We start from the raw sequence: 18,861 nt of genomic DNA on the forward strand, positions 1-18,861 counted from the left end.
ATATTATAACATATATAATATATTCATAATTTTGCAACTATTTGCAACTATTAGAATAGTTTTTTCTACGTTTAATCGTCAGAATATTTCGGGAGGCACTAACATGATTCGTTTAAGCTATACTCTCAAATGCTGGGCATTAGGTGTCACTTATTTCTTGGTGTTTTATTTTATGGTGGTCATGAGCGACCCTGGTTTTAGCAAGTATATTTATATGCTGGCACTAAGCACCGTATTATTTCCCGTGGCTAAGCGTGCAGTCGATGTAATGACGGATTTTTTCACACCAAACACCGTATTATTTAACGGATTATTGCCCTCATTATTGATCAACGTGGTGATCTGGATACTCACGCCATTTATTGTAGCACTGACCGTTATAGCATTCGTGCTTTATAGTATGGGTGTGCTGACAGAAAAGATCAGTCACTAATTTTACTCAGGTGCTAAATTTTAGAGCAAAGGTCATATGACGCCACCTTTGCTTTTTTGTTTAATAAAAGATTTATCTGTCGCAGAAAAACAATGACACTTAAAATCAATTCAATGAGATGAATAAAACGATAACACCTGCATCTTGGTTATGATGCGTCTTCTTTTGTCGCGAGAAGACGCAAGAGACTGGTGGCAGTGTATATGACATTGTATTAGAAAAAAACGAGGGATAAAGAGATGCTAAACGATAGCTTGTCTCCTGCCGATATGGTGTATTCAGAATTTAGGGCTTTACTATAATTTATCTTTAGTTCAATAAAAAAGGTTGGGTTAGCGATTGCTAATCCAGCCTTTTTGTCGATGGTGAGTGAAGGTTGGTTACTTAAAATCAGTAGGATATCCATACGATAACCTACTCTATCAAAGCTACGCGCAAATCTCACGAATAGTTATTTGATTTTGATATTTGCCTAGAGACCCATATTGACCGATGGGGCTAATGTTACCAATGACGCAAGTTTCGAAATATTTGTAATAACCTTTTTGATTGAGACTTTTCGAATCTTTAATCAATAACTGCTTTGGGTCTGATACATAGTAAGTGGTGCCATTAGAAACGAATTCATGAACTTCAAAGCTTCTTTTAAACTTACCGCGTAACTGCACTTCTTTTGCCACACTTTCTAGTACGACTGCTTTCACGTCACTATTGCTACTGGCTTGTGTCTCATCACAGCCCGTACTCATAAATATAGTTGATGCAAATCCTAATATTATCAATCTACCTTTAATCATTATTTTTTATCCCACTAAAAAAATTACATCAATCTATACAGTAAAGCCCAGAAAACCTTAGCTCACATAGGGTGCGCCTAGCTCACACTATCTCAGTTCGAGTGTCGCACTCTTACCTGATAGACATGTGACTAACCTCAATGTTCAATATCTCTACGCCATAATATAACGTTGTATCGTGTACACGCCCTGCACTGAACGTTGAAGAGTGATTCTTAGGACGATAACGAACGATGATTTCATCATCTTTATGATATAACGTAACTTCACAAATATTCTTCTTTTCGTTCACTTTTTTGCTAGATAAAACTTGTGTTGGAAATAAAACTTCCCCTAGCGAACTTTCGTGAATGAAGTGAGATGAGATGGTACTTCGTACTTTCTTTTGATAAACATCAGCTAAACAATCTCGATTATGATATACCTTCCATAAATTTAAGAGCTCAAAAACTAAAAAACAAAGACCAACACTCATTATAACATTGAGCAAAAAATGATTACTACTTGTCTGTTCTATACCTTTGTTACCACTATTACTCATATTGACTCACATGAGAAAAATCCATTTATTAATACATCCTTTAGCGGCACTATGATCTCTTAACCCACCTTATCCCACATCTTGCTTAGACGTTTTGGTGACACCGCCATGCGGGTTTTCATCGGTTGCGCGAATAGCTGAATGCGATACTCCTCGACCATCCAGCGATACTCACTAATGGCTTTATCATTGGCACGATTTGCCAGCCGCTCCATATGCACATCAAGCGCGTATACCCCTTCGAGATCGGATTCGAGATTGTGCTCAAGGCGTTCGATACGAATCTCCAGCGCCTCGAGATAGCGTGGATACTGCTGCCAATGGCTATAATCCATGCGATAAACAAAATCAGCCAAGTGCAAATCTTCTAACTGGTCTTCGATATCTTCGATAGACTCACCAAATACCTCTCGATCAAGCATGAGTAAACTCTGGCGAATACGTTGCCAGCGGGTATAAACATTTTTAAGGATTTTTATGACGTTTTGACCCGTCAATAGAAAGTTACCAGCCGCCACTTCCAAGGTTTTCTCGTACTCTTCTGGTGTAAAAGGCAATTCCTCAGCAAGGGCTACGGCAGTATCATCAGCGCTTTCAGGCAAATCGGCACTGTGATCAAATAACACATAATGCTCTTCAAGCGACGCGTCCAATGCCGCGTCGATGACGATGGTTTTTAGCTTCTCCATATCACCAAGTGGGGCAAACGCCAATTTAAATATTTTGTCGATTTGGCTGGTCAGCTGTTTTTTCTTCGCACCAAGCTTACCTTTTATTAAGGTCAAAACGCCAATACGATGCGCCTGCAATGCCGCATTGACATCGGTATATTGATGGATGGATACCGCCTCGCCTGCTTCATCAGCAACCAAAGCAGAAAACTGCTTCATCACTACTCCTGCACTATGATGGTTTTTACTAAAGGCAAAATGCTCAGGGAATTCGGTGTGCGTACCTTGCTGCTCATTCACCGCTTGTCTAGTCTCAGAAGCGTGGCGAATCTGTAGCGTTTGCAGGTCGCGACCCTTTTCGATAATACGATTTTTGTCATCGACCACACAGATTTGTGGCTGCAGATATCGATCAATGCTAGAAGGATTAAAGCTATCAGGCGTCACTGACATAACGCCGCGACGGTTGAGCGCTTGGCACAGCTGCTTAAGCAATCCTTGTCCACCAGCGGGTTGCAATTCATCAAACAAACTATCGGCAGTATCAGGAATCGGTACAATTTGACGGCGGATATCCTTAGGTAGTGACTTGAGCAATTGCAACACCAACTCATAACGCCAACCCGGTACGCCCCATAATAGTTCGATCGCATCAAGCTGCGGTAGCGCGGCAAGTGGCACACGAATGGTCACGCCATCATCGTCGCTTGACGGATCAAAGACATAACGTAGCGGTAGTTTTAAATCACCCAATTTCCACACTTCTGGAAAATCGCCTGTGGTCGGTGCCTGGCTATTGAGCACGTCATCATCGGTAAAGAATAGATATTTGGCATCGGTTTTTTCAACCTCGGCACGCCAATCTTCAAAGGCTTTGCGACTGGCAATATGCTCAGGGATTTTTTTATCATAAAACTGATACAGCGCCTCTTCATCCACCAACAAATCACGGCGGCGTAATTTATCTTCAATGCGCTCGATATCGGCAATTTTATCCATATTATGCTGTAAGAATGGCGCTTGACGCCCCAAGTTACCAGTCACCAGACCATCACGGATAAATATTTCTCGTGACTCAACTAAATTCACTTGCTCATAATTGGTCAGCTGCTTACTGATAATTATGAGACCAAACAAACTAATCTGCGCATAGGCTTTAACCCGTCCGGTCTTCTTCGACCAATGCGGCTCAAAGTAGTGATACTTTAATAAGTTACCAGCGGCTGAGATAATCCATTCAGGTTCAATTTTGGCAACCGTGCGCATAAAGACTTGTGAGGTTTCGACCACTTCAAAAGCCATGACCCAAGGTGGTACTTGTTTAAATACTGTACTGGCTGGGAATATTTTGGCTTTTTGCTGGCGCGCCGCTAAGTATTCACCACGATTTTCAGTTTTATGCGCAATCGTAGACAACAAGCCTGTCAATAATGCGCGGTGTAAATTGGCATATTTAACGGCCTTGAGGTCTTCATCTTCGATCGCGGTAGGATCGCTGCTCATATTTTCTAACGAAGCATTTTTATCAGTACCTTTATCCGAAGCTTTTGCCTCTTTAACATCCGTCAGCTTAAGGTCTGTGACCATTTGTACTAACTGACGATGGGTTTGACTCCACTCACGTACACGCGGGAAGCTCAGATAGTTTTTCTTCGTAAACTGCTTACGCTGATTACCAGACAACTTATTGCCATCTTCATCTTTTTCAAATAGCGCTTTCCACAGACTTAGATAGAATAAAAAATCAGAATCATCTTGACGAAATTCCGCATGCTTTTGATCGGCTTGCTGGCGTTTATTGGCAGGACGCTCGCGTGGATCCTGAACAGCAAGCGCAGCTACTACAATAAGCATTTCACGGATACAATCAAAATCACTACCCGCAACCAACATACGTGCCAGTCTTGGATCGATTGGCATACGCGCCATTTTTTGCCCAGTGGGCGTCAGGCTTAAATGATCGAGACCTTTTTTTGGTTTTGGCTTATTGTTTTGATGAGCAGAAGTTGCTTCGCTTTTAGAAGTAATAGCGCCTAGCTCATCGAGCAACTTATGACCATCAGTAACCAAGCGACTGTCAGGCGGCTCAATAAAGGCAAAATCATCAACGCTACCTAAACGAAGATTGGCCATTTGTAAAATAACCGAGGCTAAGTTAGTTCGCAAAATTTCAGGTTCAGTAAACTCCGGACGACCAGTAAAATCTTCTTCGCTATACAGACGAATACAAACCCCTGGTGCAACACGACCACAACGACCTTTACGCTGATTGGCAGCGGCTTGCGAGATCGCCTCAATCGGTAGACGCTGTACGCGTGAGCGATACGAATAACGCGAAATCCGCGCAAAACCCAAATCAATCACATAGCGGATACCCGGTACGGTCAATGCAGTCTCGGCAACATTGGTCGCGATAACGATACGCCTGCCACGACCTGATGGCTGAAAGATGCGCTGCTGCTCTTCATAAGTCTGCCGTGCAAATAGTGGCAAGACTTCTGTATGCTTTGGCCCATGACGCTCAAGCACCTCTTGTAGCTCACGAATCTCAGCTTCTGTCGCTGCAAATATGAGAATGTCCGCTTGATCGGCATGACCTTTATTTTGTGCATCGCTAAAGCATTCTTCGACGGCGGCCACGACCGCACGTGGCAGATTTTCTTCAAAGTCATCATAGCTGTCATCATCCGAGCTGTTCACTGGCTCATCGGTCAGCGGACGATAACGAACTTCAACAGGAAAACTACGGCCTTCGACATTGAAAATAGGCGCAGGTACGTTGCGTTTTAGCTTATTATCATAGCGGCTAAAATATTCACTAAAGCGTTTGGTATCAAGTGTTGCTGAGGTAATAATCACTTTTAAATCAGGACGTTTGGGTAGTAGCTTTTTCAGATACCCCATAATAAAATCGATGTTTAAGCTACGCTCATGCGCTTCATCAATAATGATAGTATCGTATTTACTCAAGAACCGATCATGCCCCAATTCAGCCAGCAAGATACCATCGGTCATGAGTTTAACAACAGATTGCGCCGTACCCTGCTCATTAAAGCGAATCTTGAAGCTGACAGTATTACCGAGCTGCTCGCCCAATTCTTCAGCGATACGGTTTGCCACACTGCGCGCGGCCAATCGTCGAGGCTGGGTATGCCCTATCTGCCCAGTGATACCGCGACCTGCCAGCATTGCCAGCTTCGGCAATTGCGTCGTCTTACCAGAACCCGTCTCCCCTGCAACAATAATGACTTGGTTATCAATAATTGCCTGTACTAAATCTTCTGCACGTTGACTCACGGGTAAATCAAGATTCAGTTTTTCTGCCAGTTTGTCTGGAATACTATCCATACGTGCCTGCACCGCTTGCTGTGAGCGGCTTTTAATTTTTTCATACTGCGCACGTTTTTTAGTTAGCCCATCATCCGCTTTATCGTCAGAATCTTTTTTATTTTTAGCCACAGTAGCTCGCGCCAGCTCCCGCTCGAGACGACTTAAATAATAACTGTCTTTAGCCAGTACTGGTAAATCAACAACCATGTCGGGCTGTGAAGACGCCTCATCACTGTTCGCCGTCATATTTGAATTATCATTATTTGGGCTTGCTAACTTACTTAATTCATCGGATTTAAACACATTGGTGTTGTTCTCAGTCGGCATATTTGAGGTGTTCTTAGAAGTATTCGGCATATTTACTTAGGCTATTTATTGTTTGGAAGTGGTTAGATTATGAGGGTAATTTGGGCGTGATTCAAGGTGGTTATAGTGTTTGCTTGGCAACTATGCAGACTATTATCTATTTTCAAAACGCTCAGTCAAAATATTTCTAAGCTCATCCGTCATGGGTCTAAATTTAAAATGCTTTGGCTCCATCTGAGCAATCAAAGCATACTGATCATTTTCAATCGAGTTATTCTCACAAGAAAAATGATTCATCTCCTGACCAGTGATGGCATTAATAATATAAAAAGAGGTATCGCTATCTTCAAACTGTGTCAGCTCATAATAATTATTCGGATCCCGCATAACGAGATTAGTACCATTAGAAAGAGTCGTATAATAGGTATCCTCAGTAGCTTGCTGAGCCTCTAATCTTAAAGGATTACCTTGGGTGGCGAAATAATACCTGAGCATATAACCAATATCGCTATTGATCACATCCAAACGTAAATGCTCACCCTCTTGTGTGATGCACTGATAGATCATAAAAGGTTCGTAAATTCGTGGTTCAGTATTGACATTCTCGTCTACTATACTCTCCCACTCCATTCCCATAATGGGCGCATCCAACATGAGGCTTCCATCCTCAGTCAACTTATAACCTGCTGGTACGTCTTGATCTTCGACCGTAAACTGGAGGTTTAACGACTCATTATTCTCTTTTCGAGCATTGTCAGTGTCGTTACTCAGTACCGCTGTAGTGTCGTCCGATGTGTCTTGTTTATTCTTTTTATCCCAAAGTGTTATAGCCACTAGGACAATAAAAAGTCCTATCCCAAGACCAATACCTGCGATAACCCACTTAACAAATCCTCTTATAAAATTTTTCAAACCTGCCAGTCCTATTTTATTTTTGTGAATAAATTATTTGTAAGCTCAAACGCTACTTGTATAAATAATTTGTTGACGAGTGGCAGCCCCCGTAAAGAAAGTCTGCAAATTTTGTAATGGTAGCCTAGGAAAAGGCAGATGCAGCGAAAGTATTAACCTCTCAAACGCTACCATTTCATCAGCTAATGCTTGCGCGACGTCAGGTTGAATTTTTGGGCTTTCATAAATATGATCAATTAACCAAGTGAGTTGTGGAAACTTAGCATTATCATGAATCTGATAAAGAGTGGGTAATAGCTCATCAGAAATTTGGCAACGCGATTTGCGAATCATGCCATTTTTATAGTACATATTTAAAGCCATATTAGAATCTGTCCTTAATTAAATGATGAGACTAAAAATGAAATATATTTTTGTCAGTCAAAGAGACAATTGCAGAGAATATGAACATATTGTCTAAAAACTTGCAAAGAGTGACGGAGATATAACCGCTTTTAGTCCATTAAACTCTAGTCTCGTCAATTGAGAACAAGCCTAGAGTAACTTCCTTAAATTCTTGATACTTAGATAACCAACATACTCTTTATCTTCGTCAGCATTTGCAAGTTCGTGACTATTATTAATCATAGGCTCAATTAAAATCTGTATGTTTAAGACAAGGTCATTCACGTTGTATATATCATCAATATCTACCTCAAATTTATCATCGATGTGCGATGCGGCATTAAAAGGTGTGTCTTGATCTTTATAAGTAAATTGCTGATAAAACTCACTTTGCTTTGCTTGTTTAATAGCATCTGTTTGATTATCAGCAACGATAAGTAGCTTATGGTGAAACTCTTCAAAACTCCCCTGCTGATAGCCGCCTAAATTAATAAAGAACAGTTTTAAACCGTTATCGTTCTCTACTTGATTGTTTGACTCGATCAATTTAATAGTATGGTTTCCCACTTTGGTAATCGCTCTGTATGAATCAATATGCCATTTATTGTTGACTTCTGGCCAATGATTATTGATATCGTCTATCAGCTCACTCATCTGATTGGCCACCCCAAAAAATATATCGTGTTGCTCAATCAAACGATCTTTGGGGCGACCACCAAGTTGTACCATAAATAGTGTTGGCATCTGACGCAGTCCTTATTTAATATACAAAACTCATCGTTAGTCTAATTAATGTAATCAGTTTACTCTAAAAATATGTTGGCAAATTCTACATTTATAACACCCGCCCTGTTCTCAGTGCAAACGCCCAGTCTTCACGACCGTTCATTGAAGCTAATTTAGCCGCAGCCTCATAATCATAAGGCACTTTGATATGCTCAGTTTGCCAGTATTTGCCCTGTTCAGTATCAACACATTTAATAATCGCGTAACTGGCATGGGGCGAATAGGTTTGCATCTTATGCAAAATAGGCAAATCATCTTCATAGGCTGGGTAACCCACGCTACCTGTATTGATGATTATCTGACCTGTCGATAGCGTTACTGTACGTGGAATATGAGTATGACCACATATGATAACGGTGCTATCGATACCGTTAAGCAGTGCCAAAATGGCTAGATTATCACGTACAGTCGGCTGCCCCGTCTCGATATTTTCTAACAAATATACCATGTCATCGGTTGGTGACCCATGGCACAGATAAATATCCTCACTCAAATGACAATCAAACGGCAAATTCTGTAGCCACTTAACCGCTGCTCTAGGTAAGTCCTCGATGATGAAAGCCATGGTTGCGTTGTTGCCAATCTCCGCCGTTGTCGCTTCATAAATCTGTCTATCCTGATTGCCTCGAATAGTAATGATATCGTTCTGATGTGCCATTAAGAGCGCATAGGTATCTTTAGGGGCAATCGGTCCGTATAAAATATCACCCAGATTAACAATTTGATCAATATTACGCTGTTTAATATCAGTCAACACGGCTTCAAGCGCGAAGACATTACTATGAATGTCAGAAATAGCCGCGATAGTATTTAAATGCTTATTATTAGAGTGCGCCATTCTATTTATTCTCCTCACAAACCACTATGTTATACATCGACTAACCGTAAGAAGGAATAGAAAAGAGAAACAAAAAAACCCAATGGCTCGTGAGTATTGAGACATCGGGTTTCATAAGTTATGATTAATGTGATTGCTAAACTATATTAAGAAGAAATAAGCCCACAATCCGACGACAAAGGTAGCAATGATATTAAGAATGACACCCGTACGGATCATTTCGCTCTGTTTAATCAACCCCGTACCAAAGACAATCGCATTTGGCGGTGTCGCAACTGGTAGCATAAAGGCACAAGATGCGCCAATACCGATGACTAATACCAGTACTTCGTGCGGTAAACCCATCTGCTCTGCAATGGCAGCAAATACGGGAACCAGCAGTGCGGCAGAGGCGGTATTAGAAGCAAACTCCGTCAAGAAGATAATAAATGCTGATACCGCAATCATAACCACGATAAGCGGTGCAGAAGACAAGGCATTAGCGACCGTCTCCCCTAGCACCAAGGACGCACCTGATACCTTCAAAATCGTCGATAGGGCGATACCGCCACCGAACAGCATGAGTACACCCCAATCCGTATTATCAGACACTTGCTTCCAAGATACCAAACCTAAGCTCACCACCGCAGCGGCGGCTGATAAGGCAATAACTGCATCAGTATCCGTAATATCAAGCGCGGCACCGATCTTTTTGGAGAAAATCCAGCTCAATGCAGTGACAATAAAGACGATAATCGTCACCACACGCGGTTTATTCCATGCGATAGGTTCGTCTTCAACCAGTACAATTTTACGATTCAGATTGGGTTTAAGGAACAGATACATCGCACCCAATAATAGTGGAAGTAACACCAACATCATTGGTATACCAAACTTCATCCAATCCACAAAGGCAATATTAAGCGCCTTTGCCGCGATGGCATTTGGTGGTGAACCAACGATCGTACCCAGACCACCAAGGCTTGCTGAATAAGCAATACCTAGTAATACAAATACAAAAGTACCACGGTCTTTTTCGCGATCAACTTGCGTTAAAATACCGAGCGCCAGTGGCAACATCATCGCCGCCGTCGCGGTATTCGATATCCACATCGATAAAAATGCGGTCACGCCAAATATCAAAAACACCGCCGTACTTAATTTGCCGCCTGACATCGATAAAATCTTCAGTGCAATTTTTTTATCCAACTGCTGCACATGCAAGGCCGCCGCCAAAGCAAAACCACCAAAAAACAAATAAATGGTCGGATTGGCAAAGCTTTGTAAGCCTATCTCGGCATCGAATTCTGGTATCCCAACTAGGGCACCCACCACTACTACCAATAGCGCTGTAATCGTGACGTGCAACGCTTCCGTTAGCCACAGTACCCCGATGAAAAACAATAAGGCAAGACCCTTATTGGCATTGACATCGAATGGCAATACATTAAAGATAATTATACTAATAACCGCCGCAATAGCGACCACTATCAACCCTTTACCAGTACCCTTTGGAAAGGTATCGGTAAATAAATACTCGTTGCCATCATCAGGAAGATGGCTATCTAGTTTTTGCTCTGACATAAAATGTCCTTATTTTCCCAAAGACAGTGTAAAAAGACGCTAAAATAAAAACGTATGTTAGCGATTGACACTGATTCAACCAGCAACCGTAAAAAATACGTTGTCATAATAACAGATATATAACAAAAATCTGATGCAACAAAGCCCTTATAAGATTTGCAATAAATATTGTCATTTCAAAGGTAAAAAATTACTTTGATGCATTTTACGAAATGCACCTTAAAACAGTACTTTACAGAGATAAATCTTTCTCATGGACCCGTTCACATTTTAATTAAAAACTTAACTCAACAGTTTATTATTGTTAAATCGAATACAGAGTGAGCAACCTATAGCTGAGTAATCGCTTTTCATCAAGTCGCAAGCCTTGTGATGTACGGTTACACATCGTCACTAAACAAGCGTACACTTAGTATGTACAAGCGCATGGTGCTATCTCATACTAAATAAGTCAAAATAAAAATCTAATACCGCTAACAGCTTAACAATTATTTTTTAATAGTATTTATATTGGAAAGTTAATAACAATAAATAGGAGTATTTTATGACAGACACAAATAAAACCGACTCAACCACTAAAATGGCACCAAAAGATATCAATCAAGACGGTTTGGCTAAAGAAGACCAGCAACGTACCGACGACTCAGCACTCGATATGATGCAGGGCATGCATGAACATGAAGACCATGAAGGTGAGAAGTAAGCCAACGTTTTATGATTACCCCAAGCCAAAACACGAAAGGTGCTTATCGTTATGATGAGCGCCTTTCGTGTGTTGGCTCTCTTTTTTCTGGCAGGCGATCTGAGGCGTAGTTATATATAAATGCCGCCGTCAAGACGATAGCAATGGGTACAAATAGAGCTTCATAGCCAACTTTAGCGAATAAAAATGCCCCTACGGCGCTACCACCACAAAAGCAATACCAAATAATGGCTTGAAAACCCAATGTCGGTTTACTAATTGATCGACCAGCCAGCCAGTTGCCAATAGCAGCGCCCATATCTGATGTCAAACCTGTCAAATGGGTGGTACGAATGACTGCACCGCTATAAGTCGCTACCATGGCATTTTGTAATCCGCATGCCATCGCCGCCGCCAATTGTCCTAAATAATCATGCTGTTGATACAACCAGTAGCTGGCCATTAACAGTGCCGCCTCAATATATAGCGCATTACCATAGCGCCTACCCAACTTTAGTGACGTCTGCCCAATCACATAACCGCTCAGTATCGCACCTGCCAAAAAAGACAGTAGCAGCGCACCAATATACAAGATACTACGCACATCCAAGTAAGCAATAGCCGCTGCAAATAGGCTTACGTTGCCCGTGACATGAGAAACAGATAGGTTGGCAAAACCCATTAACGCGGCAGTGTTCACACAGCCAGCACTGAATGCCAGTACAGCACCGCCCCACAATATCCACTTTGGTAGTTTGGTTATCATATTCGCCGCCTAATGGCTTATCACCAAAAATCCACTATTATAACCAAAAAAGGCAACCGATTGGCTGCCTTCCTGATGTATAAAACCTTATAACTAACTATTGAAGAGGATTATTTTGGCTCATCAAGCATCATTAACTGCTCACTGATAGCAACGGTATTAAAACCTGCGTCAACAAACATAATCTCGCCGGTAATACCAGATGCCCAAGGTGATAGCAAGAAAAGAGCCGCATTACCGACTTCGGTCTGTGTGATATTACGTTGTAGTGGCGCAATTTTTTCGCTGATATCGAGCATTTTACGGAATGATTTAATGCCACTGGCGGCAAGCGTGCGAATAGGACCTGCTGAGATTGCATTGACACGAATACCTTCACCGCCCATAGAAGTAGCAAGATAGCGAACACTGGCTTCAAGACTGGCCTTTGCCATACCCATAACATTATAGTTTGGCAATACTGAGATACTACCTTCATACGTCAATGTCAGCATCGAACCGTGACGCATAGCTAATAGAGCACGAGCTTCTTTGGCCAATGCCACAAAGCTATAGCTTGAGATATCATGGGCAATTTGACTACCTTCACGGGTCGTCGCCTTGACAAAATCTCCATCAAGCTGATCCATCGGTGCAAAGCCAATCGCGTGTACCACACCATCGATACCATCACCCCAATGGGCAGTGACTTGCTCAAAGCAGGCGGCAATCGACTCATCAGACGCCACATCACATTCTAATACCAAATCTGCTTCGAATTTCTCTGCTGCCATATCGACACGCTTTTTGATCTTATCATTGGGATAAGTCAGAATTAATGAGGCACCTTCACGGTGCAGTGCCTCAGCGATAGCCCAAGCGATAGACAGTTTGCTGGCAATGCCTGTTACGACAAATCGTTGTCCTTGTAGTAGCATAATGTTTCCTTTTGAGTCGACCAAGATGGTTTAATAATATTACGTTATTTAGAGTGATTAGATACGATGAATATCGCAGCGTAAAAAGTACAAATTATAAGATAAACCATTATACACGAATTAATTTAAGTAAACAGTCGTAAACTGTATTCCCTTGCAATGTCGCCTAATATCGATTAAACACTCAACTGCTCGCCACAGCAGTATGAAGTTAAGCAGTTTTCAAGTATAATCACAGCCCTTCCCAGCTTGCACAATTTTTATAAAAATCCTTTACAACCGTTGTTTGTAAACAAGGATTTAGCGTTAAGCTACACCCACATTTTGGATGGCTGCCAAACTTATGAGTAACACCCCAACAATAGCATCAGATTACCAAGAAAGCGTTGAGTCTTATCGTCAACTGATTCTCTCAACTGGCGAGGATTTACAGCGTCCCGGCCTTGAAGAAACACCGATGCGTGCCGCGAAAGCTTTTGCACATCTAACCCAAGGTTATCATCAAAGCTTGGATGAAGTCGTCAACGACGCCTTGTTTCCATCGAGCAATCGCGAGCTGGTATTGGTACAGAATATTGAGTTTTATTCATTGTGCGAACATCATATGCTGCCTTTTCATGGTATCGCTCATGTAGGCTATTTACCCAATGGTCAAGTACTGGGCTTATCAAAATTTGCCCGTATCGTCGATATGTTCGCCCGCCGTTTACAAGTTCAAGAAAATTTAAGCGATCAAGTGGCACAAACTATTATGGATGTCACTGGCTGTCGCGGCGTAGCGGTAGTAATGGATGCAGCACATATGTGTATGATGATGCGCGGCGTGAATAAGCAGCATTCCACCACACGTACGACGTCGATGCTGGGTGAATTTGTACATGATAACCAAGCACGTACAGAGTTTTTAAGTGCGATCCCTAGACGTCAGCCTGCATTCTAACGCTTCAAATAGCAATAGATAGTCACAAAAAAAGGATACTACGGTATCCTTTTTTAATGCACATCGTTCAATATAGCTGTGATAAAACTTAGCAATCAACCCTTGGTTGGCAATATAACAACAAGGCTTAACTAGAGCGTATTGAACATTCACAAATGGGCACTGCTGATGGCTAAAATTGTTCCAGACAAGGCGCAAGTCAACGATAATGTTAATACCTTAGCTAGAATTGCAACGCAGTATGAGGCAATTTTAGTATCAGCCCGTAGGGACAGAACTCTTTTTTGCCGCTTCATTGTTAAAAAGAGACGCTTAGAATAACTAAACTTACTATTTTTAACGTCGAATCGCCTGAAAAATAGTCCCCGTCAGTGCCATGGTCGAATGTTCAACACGCCCGAACCTAGTTCACTTCATCAATCCAGTTGCCATAACCTTCTGCCTGCATCTGCGCCAGTGGAATAAATCGCATCGCCGCTGAATTCATGCAATAGCGCTTGCCTGTAGGCGCTGGACCATCATCAAACACATGACCCACATGTGAATCAGCATAGCGGCTACGAATTTCGGTACGGCTTCCAAATATCCCGCGATCTTCCTTCTCAACGACCATATCCGCGCTCAATGGACGGGTAAAGCTTGGCCAGCCAGTGCCAGATTTGTATTGATCACGAGAGGAATACAGTGGCTCTCCCGATATCACATCAACATATAGCCCAGGCGCTTTATTATCCCAATATTCATTATCAAAAGCGCGTTCGGTACCGTCTTTTTGAGTGACTTTATATTGAATATCAGTGAGTGATTGCTTTAGATCATCCTTTGCAGGCTTCACAAAGGTATCTGGATTGAACCCTGCACTAGTGTTAGTAGCTGGCGCATTGTTTGATGATACTTGTACGCTATTAGCCGCCGTAGGCTTGAACTGGCTAAAATCCAGCTCATAGTCTTTGCCATAGACACTTTCGATAAATTGATAGCGACCAGAATTAAAGGTATAAGCCTTATAGCGGATTGGATTTTTCTTATAATAGTCCTGATGATACTCTTCCGCAGGATAAAACTTGCTAGCAGCAACAATTTCAATCACAACTGGTTTGCTATAGACACCAGAGTCTTGCAGTGATTGCTTAGCAGCTTCTGCTATCTGCTTTTCTTGTGCATTATTATAAAAAATAGCGGGACGATACTGAGTACCGCGGTCTACAAACTGACCTTTATCATCGCTAGGATCCGCAATTCGCCATAGTGCTTGGACAATACCGTTATAGGTAATTTTCGTCGGATCATAATACACTTGTGCGGCTTCAGTATGCCCCGTACCACCTGCTGATACCGTACTATACGTTGGATTGGTCGATTGACCACCAGTATAGCCGGAGACCACCTCTACCACTCCAGGTATTTTTTCATAACCAGCTTCTACACACCAAAAACAACCACCAGCAACCGTAGCGACTGCTAAATTTGGATCCGTAGGTGCATAAGGATTGTCGATGGAAGTATTTTCCACAGCGGGCGTATTTTCGGTGGCTGCACAACCAACATAAAGAGCACTGCTCGCTACGATAGCGATACCAACAACTTTAGCCTGTAATTTATAATTTATTAATAATTGGCGTGTCATAAGAAGCCCTTAAGAGTAATATTATGTAATGATTGTAACTCTCAGGTATCACCGAAACATTCCCAAATTGTTATATATTTACAATATCTTGAACTATTTAGAAAAATAAAGCCTACTATCCTTTCGGAAATAGGCTTTATTTTTATTTATTGCCAGACTACTAATATGGCAAAATAGTTATGCGACTTTATCGTTATTTTTATTGATCGCCTCATCACTGGCTTGCTTAATTTTCGTTAAAATAGCCTTAATTTCAGATGCTGATAGATAAGTCGGTACTGCATAAGTATCACTGACTTCTTTCGCAGCCGCTTTAGCAATTTTATCAAAATCACTGCTTTGCATACCTTTAACCGTTGGATCAATCTTTAAGGTGGCGATCAGTTCGCGTACTTGCGCGATTAGCTGATCGGCAATCTCAGCATCACTCTTGCCAGCTTGGCCCGATTTTACCATAGCCGTTTTTTTAGCCAGCTCCGCCAATCTTTTTTTGCTCCCTTGACGATTGACGTCAAGCACATACGGCAACACGATGGCATTGGCGCGACCATGAGGAATACTATAATACGCGCCTAACTGGTGAGCGATGGCATGAACGTAACCCAAACCAGCTTTATTAAAGGCGATACCGCCGTAATGGGCTGCAATACCCATCTCTTCTCTGGCTTTCAAGTTGCCGCCATCTTTATAAACCAGCGGTAGGTTTTGCATGACAGATTTCACCGCAGAAGCCGCATAATAGTCCGTCTCTACGCTAGCATTGGCACTCATCCAAGCTTCAAGCGCATGTGTCAACACATCGATACCAGTGTCCGCTGTGATATGCGCGGGCATACCTGTCATAATAACGGGGTCAATAGCCGCTGCTAATGGCACCATTCTTGGGTCGATAGACAAGGATTTTTGATGCGTTTTGTCGTCTGATACCACTGCACCAAGGGTTGCTTCTGAACCTGTGCCAGCTGTCGTAGGGATACAATAGAGAGGTACCGAAGGTTTTCTGGCTTTAAGAATGCCGATAAGCTGTTGCGGTTTGCATCTGTTGCCTTGTGACATCGCAATCATCTTAGCCGCATCAATGACCGAGCCACCACCGATGGCGATAATCGAGTCGCATTTAGCATCGATAGATTTTCGTAGTCCTTCTTCGACGACCTTAAAAGTAGGGTCTGGGGTAATGCCATCATAGACTTTATAACTGATGTTTCTTTTATCTAGATAATCCGTGACTTTGGCAGGGATACCAAGTTTGTTTAATACGGCATCAGTAACGATAAAGACGTTGGCATGTCCTTCATTGATAAGCATATCGCACAGATCCTCACAGGAGGTCTCGCCGATAAATAACATCGGTCTTCTGATAGGTACAATATAAGCAAAGGCTTTTAGCACTTTGGCGCGAGTCTTGGCAACTGCCAAATAACCGGCATACTGCAATGGATTATTACTGACTAATTTAGAAAAACCATTCTGTTTTTTCATAAGCATAAAAATCCTTTTTAATAATGCTAACACTGAGGTCTGTTGAACATCTAAGCAAAGCAAACTACTATTTGAATTTATTGTACCACCGCCATTTTTAGGATGTCGCGATTATTATGAACTGCTATGTTCTGATTATTTACGGTATTCAAATGATTCAGTTTTGACTGTCTATACTAAATGAGACTCGCCTGTAATAACTGCTGAGCATAAGGATGCTGTGGATGATTAAACACCTCTTCAGTACTTCCATACTCTATACACTTGCCCTCTTTTAGCACCATAATATGCTGACACAAGGCGCGTACTACTTTTAGGTCATGACTGATAAATACATAACTTATTTGCAGTTTTTCCTGAATTTCACGTAGCAATCTGACTACAGTGACTTGCGTGGTACTATCAAGCGCGGACGTCGGCTCATCCAATATCAGTAGACTAGGCTGCATAATGAGTGCGCGCGCAAGCGCTACCCGTTGACGCTGACCACCTGACAGTTCATGCGGATAACGCTGTGCAAACGTTAATGGTAAATGTACAGTAGCGAGACTGTCCATCACTGCCTGCTGGCGTGCTGTCTTATCAACGCCTTGCACGAGCAATCCTTCTTCAACGATCTGCATAACTGTCATGCGTGGATTGATACTGGCAAATGGGTCTTGAAATACCATTTGAATTTGCGAGCGAAACTGACGTAGCTCACCCCTGGACAATACTGAAATATCTTGTCCATTAACCATTATCTCGCCACCGACGCGCGCTTGATTGCTAAGCAATTGACTTAACGCAAGCGCTATGGTCGTTTTACCAGACCCTGACTCACCAACGATGCCTAACGCCCACCCCTTTTTTAATGTCATATCGACATTTTTTACCGCATCGAACCAGCGCTTAGTACCGCCAAACAGACTTTTTTCAATTGGGAATTGTACTTGTAAGCTGCTGACGGCTAATACGGTTGATTGCCGACTTTGGTCATCATTATCATCAAATAAACTCAGTGCTTGCCCAAAGTCTTGTTTGATTAACGAGCGGGTATATTCGGCTTTCGGCTGATTGAACACACTGATGGTTTGCCCCTGCTCAATCGTTTGACCTTGGCGCATAACGATGACTTCATCACTGTAGCGCCTGACCAGATTGAGATCATGACTGATTAATATCATCGCCATATTATGCTGACGCTTGAGATCATCTAGCAACTCAAGAATTTCATGTTGCAAGGTGACATCAAGCGCGGTGGTTGGTTCATCAGCGATTAAGATATCAGGCTGCTGGGCTAATGCCATGGCAATCATCACCCGCTGACGCTGACCACCTGATAACTCATGTGGATAACGATTGAGTTTGTCAGCAGGGTCGGTGATATTGACACCATCTAATAAGGCGATAGTTTTTTCGCGCCATTGTTTCTTGGGTACATCGCTGAGACGCAAGGATTCCGAAATCTGCTTGGCGACCGTATGTAGAGGGTTTAATGCGGTCATCGGCTCTTGAAACACCATGCCGATGCGCTGCCCGCGAATAGAGCGCAGTGCAGAATTACGCGACCTATCATTGGCTATCGGTAGTGTCGTCATTATTGTTGCATTTGCTAATTGCACTTCACCGCTAACGGTCAAACTGTCTGGCAACAAGCCTAATAGCGCAAGACTTGCAATAGATTTACCAGAGCCCGACTCACCAACGATGGCCAGTGTCTGACCTTGCCGCAACTCATAAGACAGCTTATCAACCAAAGTTACGCCAGTATTAGTAACAATGCTAAGCTTATCTACTGTTAGCATAAGCTCATTGTCGGCATTACTGTGGTTTTCATTTAAACGGTTATTTTTCTCAATAGCAATTGTCATATTAGCAGGTATCATATTAGCAGGTATCATATT

16 protein-coding genes are annotated in these 18,861 nt (G+C 42.2%); 3 read left to right on the forward strand and 13 right to left on the reverse strand.

The features are described from left to right. Positions 1-103: 103 nt before the first annotated feature. Positions 104-433, forward strand: a complete 330-nt coding sequence (locus JMX93_RS04780) for a hypothetical protein (protein WP_499204022.1) — start codon at positions 104-106, stop codon at positions 431-433. 428 nt (positions 434-861) lie between these two features. Here JMX93_RS04780 and JMX93_RS04785 read toward each other — a convergent pair whose 3' ends face one another. The 8 genes from JMX93_RS04785 to JMX93_RS04820 form a co-directional block, all read right to left on the reverse strand. After that, positions 862-1,230: a hypothetical protein gene (locus JMX93_RS04785; RefSeq protein WP_499204023.1), complete on the reverse strand. Its 369-nt coding sequence runs from the start codon at positions 1,228-1,230 to the stop codon at positions 862-864. 112 nt (positions 1,231-1,342) lie between these two features. Then, entirely contained in the window at positions 1,343-1,771 is a 429-nt protein-coding gene (locus JMX93_RS04790; protein WP_499204024.1) for a hypothetical protein, read from the reverse strand. A gap of 59 nt (positions 1,772-1,830) precedes the next feature. Further along, positions 1,831-6,018: an ATP-dependent RNA helicase HrpA gene (gene hrpA, locus JMX93_RS04795; protein ID WP_499204276.1), complete on the reverse strand. Its 4,188-nt coding sequence runs from the start codon at positions 6,016-6,018 to the stop codon at positions 1,831-1,833. Between the two features lie 213 nt (positions 6,019-6,231). Beyond that, positions 6,232-6,990 (reverse strand): hypothetical protein, encoded by a 759-nt coding sequence (locus tag JMX93_RS04800; protein ID WP_499204025.1) that lies wholly within the window; start codon positions 6,988-6,990, stop codon positions 6,232-6,234. A 45-nt stretch (positions 6,991-7,035) separates the two neighbouring features. Further along, positions 7,036-7,353 carry a hypothetical protein gene (locus JMX93_RS04805; protein ID WP_499204026.1) on the reverse strand — a complete coding sequence of 106 codons (318 nt, stop codon included), beginning with the start codon at positions 7,351-7,353 and terminating at the stop codon, positions 7,036-7,038. A 171-nt stretch (positions 7,354-7,524) separates the two neighbouring features. Beyond that, a complete protein-coding gene (locus tag JMX93_RS04810; protein WP_499204027.1) occupies positions 7,525-8,118 on the reverse strand; it encodes a DUF1543 domain-containing protein in 594 nt (197 codons plus the stop codon). A gap of 91 nt (positions 8,119-8,209) precedes the next feature. Then, positions 8,210-8,998, reverse strand: a complete 789-nt coding sequence (locus tag JMX93_RS04815) for a metallophosphoesterase family protein (RefSeq protein WP_499204028.1) — start codon at positions 8,996-8,998, stop codon at positions 8,210-8,212. A 141-nt stretch (positions 8,999-9,139) separates the two neighbouring features. Continuing rightward, complete coding sequence (locus JMX93_RS04820) at positions 9,140-10,561, reverse strand: SLC13 family permease (RefSeq protein ID WP_443511633.1); 1,422 nt, start codon at positions 10,559-10,561, stop codon at positions 9,140-9,142. Between the two features lie 544 nt (positions 10,562-11,105). Between JMX93_RS04820 and JMX93_RS04825 the strand changes: the two genes are divergently transcribed. Next, positions 11,106-11,264 (forward strand): hypothetical protein, encoded by a 159-nt coding sequence (locus JMX93_RS04825; RefSeq protein ID WP_198331573.1) that lies wholly within the window; start codon positions 11,106-11,108, stop codon positions 11,262-11,264. Between the two features lie 49 nt (positions 11,265-11,313). Here JMX93_RS04825 and JMX93_RS04830 read toward each other — a convergent pair whose 3' ends face one another. Both JMX93_RS04830 and JMX93_RS04835 read right to left on the reverse strand, forming a co-directional pair. Next, positions 11,314-12,009: a YoaK family protein gene (locus JMX93_RS04830; protein WP_499204029.1), complete on the reverse strand. Its 696-nt coding sequence runs from the start codon at positions 12,007-12,009 to the stop codon at positions 11,314-11,316. Positions 12,010-12,119: 110 nt separating this feature from the next. After that, on the reverse strand, positions 12,120-12,926 hold the full coding sequence (locus JMX93_RS04835) for an enoyl-ACP reductase FabI (RefSeq protein WP_060491067.1): 807 nt from the start codon (positions 12,924-12,926) through the stop codon (positions 12,120-12,122). 343 nt (positions 12,927-13,269) lie between these two features. Between JMX93_RS04835 and folE the strand changes: the two genes are divergently transcribed. Continuing rightward, positions 13,270-13,866, forward strand: coding sequence for a GTP cyclohydrolase I FolE (folE, locus tag JMX93_RS04840; RefSeq protein WP_193013064.1), 597 nt, complete (start codon positions 13,270-13,272; stop codon positions 13,864-13,866). A 403-nt stretch (positions 13,867-14,269) separates the two neighbouring features. Here folE and msrB read toward each other — a convergent pair whose 3' ends face one another. The 3 genes from msrB to JMX93_RS04855 all read right to left on the reverse strand — a co-directional run bounded on the left by msrB (position 14,270) and on the right by JMX93_RS04855 (position 18,843). Then, positions 14,270-15,493, reverse strand: a complete 1,224-nt coding sequence (msrB, locus tag JMX93_RS04845) for a peptide-methionine (R)-S-oxide reductase MsrB (RefSeq protein WP_499204030.1) — start codon at positions 15,491-15,493, stop codon at positions 14,270-14,272. Between the two features lie 177 nt (positions 15,494-15,670). After that, a complete protein-coding gene (locus JMX93_RS04850) occupies positions 15,671-16,975 on the reverse strand; it encodes an iron-containing alcohol dehydrogenase (RefSeq protein ID WP_499204031.1) in 1,305 nt (434 codons plus the stop codon). Between the two features lie 176 nt (positions 16,976-17,151). Further along, positions 17,152-18,843 (reverse strand): ABC transporter ATP-binding protein, encoded by a 1,692-nt coding sequence (locus JMX93_RS04855; protein ID WP_499204277.1) that lies wholly within the window; start codon positions 18,841-18,843, stop codon positions 17,152-17,154. Positions 18,844-18,861: the final 18 nt, after the last annotated feature.

It is taken from the genome of Psychrobacter muriicola 2pS (assembly GCF_904846535.1).
Lineage (GTDB): Bacteria > Pseudomonadota > Gammaproteobacteria > Pseudomonadales > Moraxellaceae > Psychrobacter > Psychrobacter aquimaris.